Origin of the sequence: Mucilaginibacter xinganensis, from assembly GCF_002257585.1 — a bacterium.
In the GTDB taxonomy this organism is placed as follows: Bacteria; Bacteroidota; Bacteroidia; order Sphingobacteriales; family Sphingobacteriaceae; genus Mucilaginibacter; species Mucilaginibacter xinganensis.
The window spans coordinates 2499265-2513352 of record NZ_CP022743.1; the positions used below are offsets into that span (position 1 = coordinate 2499265).

General features: G+C 44.2%; 9 protein-coding genes. 6 read left to right on the forward strand and 3 right to left on the reverse strand.

What is annotated here, in order from left to right; genetic code table 11:
* The first annotated feature begins 1 nt into the window (after position 1).
* The 3 genes from MuYL_RS10855 (at position 2) to MuYL_RS10865 (ending at position 5322) form a co-directional block, all read left to right on the forward strand.
* On the forward strand, positions 2-1507 hold the full coding sequence (locus MuYL_RS10855; protein ID WP_094570590.1) for a Y-family DNA polymerase: 1506 nt from the start codon (positions 2-4) through the stop codon (positions 1505-1507).
* On the forward strand, positions 1407-4700 hold the full coding sequence (locus MuYL_RS10860) for an error-prone DNA polymerase (RefSeq protein ID WP_317043876.1): 3294 nt from the start codon (positions 1407-1409) through the stop codon (positions 4698-4700). The genes MuYL_RS10855 and MuYL_RS10860 overlap by 101 nt, the downstream gene beginning before the upstream one ends.
* A 154-nt stretch (positions 4701-4854) precedes the next feature.
* Positions 4855-5322 carry a hypothetical protein gene (locus tag MuYL_RS10865; protein ID WP_094572914.1) on the forward strand — a complete coding sequence of 156 codons (468 nt, stop codon included), beginning with the start codon at positions 4855-4857 and terminating at the stop codon, positions 5320-5322.
* Between the two features lie 173 nt (positions 5323-5495).
* On the opposite strand, the gene MuYL_RS10870 is transcribed toward MuYL_RS10865, so the two are convergent.
* Together MuYL_RS10870 and hscA are read right to left on the reverse strand one after the other, a co-directional pair.
* Positions 5496-6488 (reverse strand): hypothetical protein, encoded by a 993-nt coding sequence (locus MuYL_RS10870; RefSeq protein WP_094570592.1) that lies wholly within the window; start codon positions 6486-6488, stop codon positions 5496-5498.
* A 70-nt stretch (positions 6489-6558) separates the two neighbouring features.
* Positions 6559-8415, reverse strand: coding sequence for a Fe-S protein assembly chaperone HscA (hscA, locus tag MuYL_RS10875; protein WP_094570593.1), 1857 nt, complete (start codon positions 8413-8415; stop codon positions 6559-6561).
* Positions 8416-8585: 170 nt separating this feature from the next.
* On the opposite strand from hscA, the gene MuYL_RS10880 reads away from it, so the two are divergent.
* The 3 genes from MuYL_RS10880 to MuYL_RS10890 are packed head-to-tail and all read left to right on the forward strand — an operon-like array spanning position 8586 to position 12629.
* On the forward strand, positions 8586-11411 hold the full coding sequence (locus tag MuYL_RS10880) for a TolB family protein (protein WP_094570594.1): 2826 nt from the start codon (positions 8586-8588) through the stop codon (positions 11409-11411).
* A gap of 26 nt (positions 11412-11437) precedes the next feature.
* Entirely contained in the window at positions 11438-12145 is a 708-nt protein-coding gene (locus MuYL_RS10885) for a dienelactone hydrolase family protein (RefSeq protein WP_094570595.1), read from the forward strand.
* A gap of 58 nt (positions 12146-12203) precedes the next feature.
* Positions 12204-12629, forward strand: coding sequence for a hypothetical protein (locus MuYL_RS10890; protein ID WP_094570596.1), 426 nt, complete (start codon positions 12204-12206; stop codon positions 12627-12629).
* Between the two features lie 38 nt (positions 12630-12667).
* Here MuYL_RS10890 and MuYL_RS10895 read toward each other — a convergent pair whose 3' ends face one another.
* Positions 12668-14002: a sensor histidine kinase gene (locus MuYL_RS10895; RefSeq protein ID WP_170309743.1), complete on the reverse strand. Its 1335-nt coding sequence runs from the start codon at positions 14000-14002 to the stop codon at positions 12668-12670.
* Positions 14003-14088: the final 86 nt, after the last annotated feature.

A 14088-nucleotide genomic window follows, 5' to 3' on the forward strand; every position in this document is an offset into this window, starting at 1 on the left:
TATGAAAAAACGTTTTGTCTCTGTCTGGTTCCGTCATTTAACTACTGATTGGCTAACGCTTCGACGGCCCGAACTGCGTGAAGTACCCTTTGCTTTTGTTACACCTGTAAGGGGGCGGATAGTGATTACGGCTGCCAACGCATTAGCAGAAAAACATGGAATAACAATTGGCATGGCGGCAGCCGATGCAAAAGCTATAGTGCCGTTATTGGAGGTCGTAGATGATCTGCCGGGCCAGGCCCCCAAATTATTAAAAGCGCTGGGGGAATGGTGTATTCGTTATACACCTTTAATAGCGGTGGATTTGCCTGATGGTTTAATACTCGATGTTTCGGGGTGTGCACATTTATGGGGGAGCGAGCGGGATTACCTGGGCGCAATTATTAAGGTATTGCGAAGTAAAGGCTATGACGCCAGGGGGGCAATGGCCGATACAGCAGGCACGGCCTGGGCAGTGGCACGTTTTGGGCGGTTAAAGCCAATTATTGAACCCGGCGGGCAAGCAGATGCTTTACTCTCTTTGCCGCCGGCAGCGCTTCGGCTGGAGCCTGTTATTTTGGAACGGCTGCAAAAGCTTGGTTTTTATGCTGTTAAAAGCTTTATAGGCATGGGCCGTTCAGTACTGCGCCGGCGTTTTGGGCAAGAGTTTCTACTGCGACTGGACCAGGCTCTGGGTAACGAGGCTGAACCGATGCAGTTATTGAAACCTGTTGAACCTTACCAGGAACGGCTGCCCTGTTTGGAGCCTATCCGTACGGCAACCGGTATTGAAATTGCTATAAAAAATTTACTCGAAAGCCTTTGCCGGCGCTTGCAGGGAGAAGGGAAGGGGTTACGAACGGCTGTTTTAAAATGTTACCGGGTAGATGGGAAGTTGGTTGAAGCCAGTATAGGCACTAACCGTCCCTCACATCAAGCCAGTCATTTATTTAAGTTATTCGAACTTAAAATAGCATCTATAGAACCTGCTTTGGGGATTGAGTTGTTTACACTTGATGCCCCAAAGGTTGAAGATGTATTGCCAGGGCAGGAAGCGCTTTGGGCAGTTGAAGCCTGTGGCCTGGCCGAAATAGGTTTAGCGGAATTGCTGGACAGGCTGGCAAATAAAATTGGACAGGGAAGTATCCATCGGTACTTGCCTGATGAGCATTACTGGCCGGAGCGGTCCATCAGGCTTGCAGCTTCGGTACAGGAAAAACCTGCAACGGCATGGCGAACAGACAGGCCCCGGCCCTCGTTATTATTGCCATACCCTGAGCGGGTGGAAGTGACCTCCCTGGTTCCTGATTATCCGCCAATGTTATTTATCTATAAAAGTAAGGTTCACAAGATTAGAAAAGCGGATGGCCCGGAGCGGATAGAACGGGAATGGTGGCTGGAAAGTGGCGAACACCGGGACTATTATCATGTGGAAGACGATGAAGGCCGGCGTTACTGGCTGTTTAGGTCGGGCCATTATTCAGGCGAACAATTGGGGCAGTGGTTTATTCATGGATTCTTTGCATGAGAAAGGGGTGAAGATGAGTTACATAGAATTACAGGTAACAACCAATTTTAGTTTTCTGCGCGGTGGGGCGCACCCGGAGGAACTGGTGACGCAAGCGGCTGATTATGGACAGGTAAAAATTGCCATTACTGACCGGAACAGCGTAGCAGGAGTGGTACGTGCTCATATAGCAGCCAAAGCAAGAGAAATGAAAATTATCCCTGCCTGCCGGCTTGATTTGCTGGATGGCCCCAGTTTACTGGCATATCCTACTGACCAGGAAGCCTGGGGCCGGCTCTGCGGAATACTCACCACCGGCAATCTCCGTGCAGAAAAGGGGGAGTGTTACTTGTATAAGCAGGATGTGTATACACAGGCCAAAGGCATGAAATTTATGGCGGTGCCACCTGCTGCGCTAAATAAACAGTTTGATTTTGACGATTCCTTTAAAATAGCTTTAAATGAATATCGCGAGGTTTTTGGCAGGGAACTTTACCTGGCTGCCAGCAAATCTTATAATGGCGACGATGCTAAACGCCTTTACCGCCTATCCCGTTTAGGGGTGCCAATGGTAGCCACTAATGATGTGTATTACCATGAACCGGCACGCCGGGAATTACAGGATGTTTTGACTTGTGTGCGGGAAAAGCGTACCATCCAAAATGCTGGTTTCCTGTTACATCCAAATGCCGAGAGGCACCTTAAACCAAGCGCTGAAATGAAGCGGCTGTTTCGGCAGTATCCTGATGCTACCGGTTTGACCCTGGAAATAGCTGAAGCATGTACATTCTCTCTTGATACCTTAAAATACATCGAACCTGAAGAAATTAGCCCCGATGGGCTTACACCACAGGAACGTTTAACCCGGTTTACCTGGGAAGGTGCAAGGAAAAGGTTTGGAGCTGATGTGCCCGAAAGGATCAAAGAGCAAATTGAGTTTGAGCTGGAATTTATTGGCCGTAAAAACCTTGCGTCTTACTTTTTGCGGGTATATAGATATACACGTAAAGCAGAAGAGTTAAATATTCTTTACCAGGGCCGCGGATCGGCAGCCAATTCTACCGTTTGTTATTGCCTGGCAATTACTGCAGTTAATCCTATGAAGTCAAGGCTGCTTTTTTCGCGTTTTATGTCAGATGCCCGGGATGAGTGGCCAGATATAGATGTTGACTTTGAGCATGAACGCCGTGAAGAGATCATCCAGTTTATTTATGAAGATTATGGTCGTGAACGGGCCGCTATTGTTGCTACAGTTACCCAGGAGCGCCATAAAGGCGCTATTCGTGATGTGGGTAAAGCAATGGAGTTATCAGAAGATACGATCAAAAGGCTTTCAGGTGCAATATGGCATTTTTCGGAAGAGGCATTTGACCGGCAGCGGATTTTGGAACAGGGGTTGAATCCTGATGATCCGCAATTGCGAAAAGTGCTCGAACTCACAGAACAGCTTATGGGCTTCCCCCGTCAATTGGGGCAGCATACCGGGGGCTTTGTTATTACCCGGGGTAAGCTGTCTGATATTTGCCCGGTAATGAATGCCCGTATGGAAAACCGTACCCAGCTGGAATGGAACAAGGATGACCTGGAGGCTTTGAGTATTTTAAAAGTGGATGTACTTGGATTGGGGATGCTGACGTGTATTCGCAAGGGTTTTGAACTGGCTAAGCAACATTATGAACTCGACCTTACACTGGCCAATATCCCGCAGGATGATCCTGCAGTGTATGAAATGATTTGTCATGCCGATACGCTTGGCGTTTTTCAGATAGAAAGCCGGGCGCAAATGTCAATGTTGCCGCGCCTGAAACCCCGGTGTTTTTATGACCTGGTCATAGAAGTTGCCATTGTGCGGCCCGGGCCAATCCAGGGGGATATGGTACACCCATACCTGCGCCGGCGGGACGGTATAGATCCGGTTGAATACCCATCAAAAGAACTGGAAGAAATATTGGGCCGTACGCTGGGCGTTCCACTATTTCAGGAGCAGGCAATGGAGATAGCTATTGTGGCCGCCGGCTTTACCCCGGCCGAAGCCGACCAGCTACGCCGCAGCATGGCAACTTTTAAAGCAAAAGGCCTGGTTAGCCAGCACAGGAAAAAGCTGGTTGACGGCATGATGAAAAAAGGATATGCTGAAGATTTTGCCAACCGTATTTTTAAACAGCTGGAAGGTTTTGGTAGCTACGGTTTTCCTGAAAGCCATGCTGCTTCATTTGCACACCTTGTGTACGTTTCCTCGTGGCTAAAATGGCATTACCCGGATGTATTTGCGGCCGCATTGCTAAACAGTCAGCCGATGGGGTTTTACCAACCGGCGCAGATAGTGATTGATGCGGAAAGGCATGAGGTTACGGTTCGTCCGGTGGATATTAACAATTCTATGTGGGACAATACACTTGAGGAAAAGACAGGTAAATATTTTGCGGTACGGTTAGGATTCAGGCAGGTAAAGGGACTTGCGGAAGATGATATACAGGCGCTTATTGTGGCCCGGGGGAAAGGTTATACGAGTATCAGCCAGCTTAGCGACGCCGGTGTGTCGCAGGCAGCCATTGAAAGACTGACCGATGCAGACGCATTCCGTTCGCTGAAACTTGACCGGCGTGAAGCTTTATGGGAAGTGCCCGCGCTTAGTGATAAGCCTGTTGGTTTATTTGCCGGGCAGCCTTCGGAAAGTAATTACGAAGCGCAAATTACCTTACCTTTTATGACCCAGGCAGAACACGTGGTGCAGGATTATGCTTCCACAGGGCTGTCCTTAAAAGCACACCCGGTTAGTTTTGTGCGTGAAAAACTTAGGCTGTTGCATGTAACTGCTACAGGTGAATTGGCTAATATGAAAGATGGTGACCCGGTTAAAGTTGCCGGGCTGGTAACGGTAAGGCAGCGGCCGGGCACAGCCAAGGGGATTTTATTCATAACCATTGAAGATGAAACGGGATTCTCTAACCTGGTTGTATGGGAGAAAGTTTTTGAAACGCACCGCAAAGAAATTTTGCAGGCACGCCTGCTGATGGTAGAAGGAAAATTGCAGATAGAAGGCGAAGTGATCCACGTTATTGTAAAACGTTGCTTTAACCTGTCAGCTTTATTACGGGGGCTCACTGCAACCGAAAATGAGAATTTGCCTGTGCTCACACTCTCCCGTTCAGATGAAACAACGTCACCCGCGCCTGTGAAGGAAGTGTTTCATAAAGGGCGTAATTTCAGGTAAGCGCGCGTGAAGTTTATCTTTTTTGCAGCATGTTTTTTAGTTATTCTATGCAAATTGTTTTATATCTTTAAATAGTAGGGTATAAAATATCTAAACCGTTGTCCTTATTATGCCCGCTTCCCTGTTCTTTAATTTCAAAAATAATAAACTGATTATGAAAAAACTATGGATTTTATGGACATTAATCGCTCCCTTTTTTGTGATAAGCTGCAATGTGGACTATGGAAAAAAAGATTTTTACAGGAATGATGCGGTACTTAATAAACAATGCTATATAGCCGTTGATAATAAAGACACAGCCTTTTTAAATATTGAAATACATAAAAGTAAAAAAGTATCAGGAAAACTTATTTTTAAATATGCGGAAGATGCTAAAAACGAAGGAGCGGTGGATGGTAAATATAGCGGTGATACGCTATTTGCCGACTATTCGTTCACAACAGGAACCCTAAAAAATATTGTTAATAAAAATCCCCTGGCATTTTTAAAAAAAGGTGGGGGGCTGGCGTTGGGAGTAGGGGTAATTGAAACTTATTTAGGTAATTCATATTTCAGTAAAATCAAACCAATTGATTTTGAAAGGGGCAGATTTAAGTTTAAAATAACAGACTGCAAAAAATAAAGCGTGCTGATAAGAAAAGTATATTTCCGATAATGTATCTAAAAATCAGTGTGCTAAGCTGAATTAAGTTTATTATCGACGGAGGTACATTGCCGAAAATTTAAAAGGTGCAAGGCGGAATTTAGCTTCTGCCTTGCACCTTTTGTGTTATTTTTAACTGTTAACGTTTCTCCTCACTGGTACTGGATATAGATAGGAGCAGGCTTCAAATCTAAAACTTCCTTCATCGTTAGCAGGCGTTTTGGCCCGTTCTTGATATCATTTTTATAGAAAAGCTTAAATCCGGTAAACTGCACCGGTTCGCCCTGAATGAAATATTTGTAGGTGCCTTTCTTCAAATCGGGGCCGCCCCAGCCATCCATATCCATCACAAATTGAATTTCGCGGCGCAGTTTAATATTTTGGTAATTGGTCACCATTTTTTTTGTGAAACGGTGCACAATAAAAATTTTTGGCGGTAGGTTGTATTTTTTAACCAGCGAAGCCAGGTATTGGGTTACATAGTTAATATCATCCGCATCAAAAGTGCCTATCCTTTTTCCCGGAACACTGCCTTCTTTCATTGAAAACTCCGGGTCAATACCCAGGTGCACATTAGGCATTGTTAAGTATTTCTCCAGTAAGGGTACTTCCTTTTGCACAGTACTGAAACCAACCTGCAAATCCAAAAATACCAGCGCATTTATTGATTTGGCCATGCTGATCACGCTGTCAATTTGTTTAAATGGCATCCGCAGGTTATGCAAACCGTTTCTCCCCGCATCAGCCTGCGCTGTAACGCAGATATAATGGAGGGCCGGCACAACTGGTGTGCTTGTATCCGCTTTTTCCCAGTTCTTTACTTCAGCTTTTAATTTTGCGAGCATAATTTTAGGTGGATATTGCCCTAATACGCCCATGTTTTTTGAATACATATTACCATAAAAAGCAATAATGCGGTTAAACGGGAGTATAGCGCCCGGCAGCGGATAAGCTTTTGTTTTAACAGGCCAGCGTTTATCGCCATTAGCCAATTTGTGCATTAATGAATCGTACAAAGCTGTATCCAGCTTTTTACCAGTGGTATCACTTAAGTTAAGAATGTGAATTTTTGTTGCAGCTGCATTTGAAATGCTAAAAAAGCAACAAAGAATCAGCAGAAGCGAGGCAAATTTGATGTTTTTCAAAATAGGTATTTATAGATGTGTAATTAATTCTTTTGTAAACGAATTATTCCAGGCAGGGGATTTATTTGTTTTACTCTATGCTTTTACCTTTCATGGCATGGCTTATTGCCTGGTCCATTAAACGCTCGGCAAAGGGGCGGGTAAATTCATTAAGTTCATCTATAGCTTTGTGAATTAAATCCTTGTCGCCGCTGGTTAATGAATTTTTTAGGGTTTCAATATATTTATGTGTATCGGCAATTTCTGTAACCGAAATAAAATCATTGTTCTTTCTCAAAAAGCCTTCAACCGTTTTTACCATTTGCTCCCCTTCAACGCGCGCCTCAATCAGCATCCGCTGGCTTACGTCGTCTTTTGCATGGGTGATGCTATCCATCAACATCTGTTCAACCTGGTCGTCAGTAATGCCATAAGTCGGTTTAACTTCAACCTCTTGTTTTACGCCTGAGCGCAATTCCATCGCCTGGATCTTCAGTATCCCATCGGCATTCAGCAAAAAGTTAATATCTACTTTAGGGAAGCCGGCGGGCATTGAAGGAATACCCTTAAGATCAAATTCAGCCAGTTTTCGATTTTCTTTTATCAGGTCGCGCTCACCCTGGTACACGGCAATTTTCATATTTACCTGTCCGTCTATCGAGGTGGTATATTGCCGGCCCGCCTTAGTAGGCACTTTTGAGTTACGCGGGATGATCACATCCATCAGGCCACCCATAGTTTCGATCCCCAACGATAGCGGGGTAACATCAAGCAGCAGGATATCACTCCGGTTACCAGCCAGTACATCAGCCTGGATGGCTGCACCAAGGGCAACAACCTCATCAGGGTTAACCTCATCGTGCACCGGGCGGCCAAAAAATTCCGCCACCATTTTTTTAACCAGGGCAGTCCGGGTTGAGCCGCCAACCATTATCACTTCATCAATCTGACTTATATCTAGTTTAGCATCTTTGAGCGCATTCTGACAGCACGTTATAGTTTGTTGTACCTTAGCCAATATCAGTTGTTCAAAGGTATTACGGTCAATAGTGCACCAAATGTCACCAATCTTTTCGTTAACCAGGCTTTGATGTGCAAAGGCTTTTTTTGCTTCTTCGGCTTTAAGGCGCAGCTGCTGAGCAAGCTTGTTATCCGCTATAAGATCGGCTTTGTTCAGCTGATTCTTTTCTATCCAGTAGTCAACTATGGCACTGTCAAAATCATCGCCGCCTAAAAAGGTATCGCCATTGGTAGCCAATACCTCGAAGATACCGTTTTGGATCTGCAGGATGGAAACATCAAATGTTCCGCCGCCAAGGTCATATACGGCAATGGTTTTTGTTTCTTCGGGGTTGAGGCCAATGCCATAAGCCAAACTGGCTGCAGTGGGTTCGTTAACAATACGAAGCACATCAAGTCCGGCCAGTTTTCCGGCGTCCCGGGTTGCCTGCCTCTGCGAATCATTGAAATACGCAGGAACAGTTATAACAGCGCGATTGACAGGGGTTTTTAGAGCGTGTTCGGCACGGGCTTTCAGTTCTTTTAATATCAGGCCGGAAAGCTCTATCGGTGTATAAAATTTATCGCCTACCTTTATTTTCACCAGGCTTTCGGAATCATCGTCAATAACTTTATAGGAGAAAAAATCCTTGTAGTTTTCAATATCGTGGTAAGATCGGCCCAGCAGGCGCTTAACCGAAAAAACAGTATTTTGAGGGTCGGTTACAAGGTATTCCTTTGCTTCGTTACCCACGGTGATTTCGCCGGTGGGCCCAAAGTGCACGATAGAAGGAACCAAAACACCCTTGCCGGTATCGTTTATTACCTGCGGGTTTTTATCCGGGTTGATAAAAGCGACCAACGAATTGGTAGTACCCAGGTCAATCCCAACTATTAACTCTTCTTTTTGTATAGAACCTGTTGCCAGGTTGATAGAAACTTTAGCCATTACTATTAATTAACACGCGCAAATGTAGTATGTTTTAGCTGATGGTGTGTCATAGCAGTGTTTTTGATTGTTGATTTAATAGCCGGAATGGAAACTTAGCGGAAGATAATTCCGTTAATTCTTTAAATTCCTGCTCACTATATATCCAAAATGTAATTACTTTCACACCAATGAAACGCTGCCACAGGTTTATCCATCTATTGCTGATTTTAAATGCCGTCGCGGGTATTGCAAAGGCGCAAACCTTTGGCGGCAATCCGCCGTCTATAAAGTGGAAACAAGTGAATACGCCCGCCGCCAAAGTTATTTTTCCGGTCGGGCTTGATTCTATGGCGCTGAGGGTAGCCAACATTGTGCAGCAGATGAACGGTGCTATCCAGCCAACCATTGGATATGAGCAAAAGCAGGTTAGCATTGTTATGCAAAACCAAACCACGGTAGCCAATGCTTACGTTGGCCTTGCACCATTTCGCAGTGAGTTTTATTTAACACCTGAGCAAAATAGTTTTGATTTGGGGAGCCTGCCCTGGAATGCGCAGCTGGCGATCCACGAATTCAGGCACGTGCAGCAATACAACAATTTTAATGTTGGGGTATCTCACCTGCTGAAAGTGATTTTTGGCGAAGGCGGACAGGCTTTAGGTAACGCACTATCTGTACCCGATTGGTTTTTTGAGGGGGATGCGGTTTTTAACGAAACCCATGTTAGCGAACAGGGGAGGGGCAGGCTTCCGTATTTCTTCAATGGTTTCAGATCATTATGGGCGGAGGGGAAAGATTACAGCTATATGAAGATCCGCAACGGATCTTACCGCGATTTTGTGCCTGACTGGTACCCATTAGGATATATGCAGGTGGCATACGGGCGTGAGCAATACGGTGACGATTTCTGGAAAAAGGTAACGCATGATGCTGCCGCATTTAAAGGTGGCGTTTATCCGATGCAAAGAGCCATAAAAAAGTATTCAGGGAAAACATTTACTCAATTCCGGAATGAAGGACTGGCGCATTTCAGGCAGCAATTTGTTAGTGATACTGCGGGCCGGGACAAGAATACCCCGAAGCACTTTGACGCCGACCGGCAATACCCGGCTTTTGTAAACGATAGTACGGTAATCTATACAAAAAGCAGTTATGATCATGTGCCTGTTTTTGTGATCAGGAATGGCGGTAAAGAAAAAAATATTGGTGTAAGAGGGCTTTCTGTTGATGATTACTTCGATTATCACGATGGGAAGGTAATATATAGCGGGTACCGCCCCGATGCCAGGTGGGGTTACCGCAATTTTAGCGAACTTATTTTATTGGATACAAAAACCGGGAAAGAACAGCGGCTTACCCGGAAAACGAAATACTTTTCACCCTCGTTCAGCAATGACGGCAAAACTATAGTAACCGTAGAAGAGGCTTCATCAGGTAAAAGTGATCTGCATTTAATAAATACTGCTGATGGTAAGCTGCTAGCTGTTATTCCAAACAAACAGAATCTTTATTATACATTCCCGGTATTTTACGGGGATGATAGGGTAATCTCCGCGGTACGGAATTCAAAAGGCAAGATGTCTTTAGCGCTCATCAATATAAAAACGGGGGATGCGAAATACCTGTTGCCATTTTCATATCAGCCAATAGTGTTTCCGAAAGTGAAGAATGATACGGTTTATTTTTCGGCTACCAGTGGCATCAATGATCGTTTATTTGCCATCAGCATACAATCGGGCAAATTGAATGCGCTGGCAGTTATTGGCCATAAAAAGTCAATTGGGAATTATCAACCCGCTATTGGCATTAATAAAATTGCCTGGGTTGGCTTTACATCCACAGGCTGGCAGGTGAATGAAGCTGATAAAAAGGATGTTAAATCAGACGAAATCTCGTCTGGTCGAATTCCGGGTACGCTGCCCGACCTGGCTATAACAGCCCTGCAACGCGATTCATCAGCCAACCTGTTAGCATCGGTAAAAAACGAACCGTTAGGCATATCAAATTATTCCAAGTCTTATCATTTGTTAAATTTTCACAGCCTTATCCCAAATATTAGCGACCCTAACTACGAAATATCTATAGCGGGAGAAAACGTGCTGAATACCCTGCAAACCAACCTCTCTTTCAACTATAACCGGGATGAGGGCTATAAGCAATTTGGGTTTGATGCAATTTATGGCGCTTTGTTTCCCTATATTTCAGCAGGAGCTAATTACACGGCAGAAAGGCGCGGATTTTACAAAGGGGCCAATGTTTACTGGAACGAAACCCAAATTAATGCCGGACTGCAGGTGCCGCTTAACTTATCGGCAGGTACGCACCTAACCGGTCTGCAGTTTGGCAGCGGGCTGGTTTATTCGCAAACCAGTTTTCAGCAGGCCTACCGGAGTATTTTTAATGACCGTTCATACCTGTATAGCAGTAATTTTATTTCTTTCAGCAATAGCACACAGCAGGCCCGCAAAAATATTTATCCCATGTTCGGCCAGCGGATCAGTTTGTCGTATAAGTCGGCTGTGTCCGGTTTAACAGCTAACCAGTTTTTAGCTTCGGGTAGTTTTTTCTTTCCGGGTTTGTTCACCAATCATAGCCTGGTGTTAAGCGCGGCACACCAGCAAAAAGGTAAAAATAATGTCATCAGTTTTTCTAATGATTTTCCCTTCTCCCGGGGGTACCAGGCAGAAAATCTGCATGATATGAATAACTGGAGGGCAAGTTACCAGTTGCCTATAGCCTACCCGGATGCTGGTTTCGCCAATGTTTTTTACCTGCTTCGCATCCGGGGGAACGCTTTTTATGACGATACCCGCGCTACCGATTTTTTCACCAGCGGCAAACAGTTTAAAGGTACTTTCCGGTCAACAGGCACGGAGGTGTTTTTTGATACCAAATTTTTTAACCAGGCATCCATAAGCTTTGGCTTAAGGTATAGCCGTTTGCTTGACGAAGATATTTTTGGTGGCAACGGGCGCAATAGGTTTGAACTTATTGTGCCGGTAACAATATTTTAAGTGTTAATAGTCTAATTTATAACCAGATGGAAAAATATGTCACCCTTAAAATAGCTGATGGTACCGATATGAAGGCCTACACAGCGCTCCCGCAGGTTGCCTTTGGCAAAACCAACCCCGGCTTAATTCTGGTTCAGGAAGCCTTTGGCGTAAACCACCATATTCGCGATATGGCCGACAGGTTTGCCGCACAGGGCTTTGTAGTGATAGCGCCGGAAATGTATCACCGTACGGCGCCGCCCTATTTTGAGGGCAGCTATGATAATTTTGAAGCCGTCAGATCGCACGCTATGGCACTGACCTTTGAAAATAATGAAGCTGATTTGAAAGCTGCGCACCGCTGGTTGTGCCATCATGAGCTGGTAAACCCTGAAAATATATGCAGCATAGGTTATTGCATGGGCGGGCGAATTTCGTTTTTAGCTAACGCTACGCTGCCAATAAAAGCAGGTGTTAGCTATTACAGCGGCAATATCCAGGCTCTGGCAGCCAGGGCGCCCGGCGTAAGTTGCAGGCACTTGTTTTTTTGGGGTGGACTTGATAAACATATCGGTCAGGACCAGGTAGATACGATCATTAACGCCATGGATGAGGCCGGTAAAGACTATGTTAATGTGAAATTCGCAAATGCCGACCATGGCTTTAATTGCGATGAGCGCAGCAGCTATCATGAAAAGGCTGCAAAGGAAGCCTGGGCCTTAACGCTTGCCTTTTTTAATAATGCTATAGCTTGATCAGTTAACCAGGTTCCTGCCTTCTTGAATTTCTGCTTATAATGATATCTTTGCAATTATGAAAAGGTTGATCCCTGCTTTATTAATAGGCTTGTTTTGTTTCGGATGCGCTTCAAACGCCAACTATAAACAAATAGCGGTTGAATATTTAAAAACCAAAGTTTCAAACGCCGCTTCGGTTGATACTATCCAATTTTTTAAACCCGATAGCATTTACACTACTTTTCACGATACCAAAGAATACAGGACCTTAATGCTTGGGCTTAATAATTTCTACATAAATGCGGATTCCGCTAATATCAAAGAAACTGAAGCAACAATCAGGCAGAAGGAAAAGACCTTTAAAAATGTTGTGGTTGGCTGGGATGTTAGACTGATCTACAAAGCAAAAGATAAAAAGGGTATGGTGAAAACAGACACTTGCCGTTTTATGTTCGATAGCACATTGAAAATTGTTAAGGACCTGAACGGGATGGATTTTTAATATTGCGTTACAATCTTTAATGCAATATCTCGTATTCACTAATCCGCAATCTCCGGTAATACTATCCTGAAGGTAGAACCAATGCCCACTTCGCTTTCTACCTCAATTTTGCCTTTGTGTTTTTCTATTATTTGTTTTACAATGCTTAAGCCGAGGCCTGTTGATTGCTCACCTTTTAATCCCGGGCGGCCTGCTTTTGAAAAGGGGGTGAAAATAACCGGCAGCATATCGGCCGGGATACCTTGGCCACGGTCCTTAACCTCTATAATAATCTGTTGATTGCCCCTGGTCAAAAATATTTCTATTTTGCTTTTTTCTTTAGAGAATTTTAACGCATTGCCTACCAGGTTATCCAGCACGCGGGTAAATTTCTCATAGTTTACCTCTGCAAAAGCGGGGCTTATTGAGCTGATTAGCTCAATTGTGTTTTTGGCTTCCCGATGAATTTTCCAAACGTCTATATTATCCCTTATCAAACCGTTTAGCTCGGTTTTTACGGTTGTAAAATCTCCAGAATTCTCATTCCGGGCAGACTCCAGCAGGTCGTCAATTATGGTACGGGCCCTTATGCACGAAGCTTTCATTAAATTCAGGGTGTCCTGTGTATCGGCATCAATATCGTCCATCTCCATCATCATAGCCAATGTTTCAACCGCCGCTATAGGATTACGCAGATCATGGGCAACAGTACCCAATAATTGACTTTTAAATGCGCTGCCGCGTTCAATTTCAAGGTTTTTCTCCTTTATCTCGTTCACCTGCATCCAAAAATTTGCTTTGTATGAGAAAAAGTACCTTGATATAAGGTAAAAGCCGCCCAGCAGTATAAAAGACACCAACTGGTTGTAGATCATTTCGGTAGGGTCAGTATGGCTAAAGGTTAGCAGCGACGTAAATAATACTTCAACAGCCACCATGAGCATAATTGTTTCATAAACCTCGAAAACGCATAAAATGCTAATGATGATAAGCGATATAAGGTAAAGTGTTAACGCATTGCGCGGGTTGGCTGTAGCAATAAAACTACTGAACATACCGCAAAGGATGATGTAAAGCGAAAACGAAAAAACAAACAAGGACATTATGGCAGTAGTTGCTTTGTTTTTCCTAAAGTTCTCAATTAAAAAGTTACTGATGATATAAAATAGCAGCGCCGAGATCATGAATACCCAGTTGGCAATATTAAACTCCGGGAAGTTTTCGGCCCGCGTAAGGCTAAGCGGAAAAATGAAGTACAATAACCGTATTATGGCATTTAATATTAAAAATATAATGCTCCCCACGCGCACAGCAGCCAGGTTTTGACTGGTGTAGTAGTTGCGGTAGGCATTTTTATATTTACCGGGTAAGTTTTTAAAAAGGTGTTTATCCACAATCAAGGTTATTCTTAGGCTATAGCAAAAGTATGCTTTTTTGACTAAGAAAGCGGCAATAAATATCAAATTACCCGCAATGACAA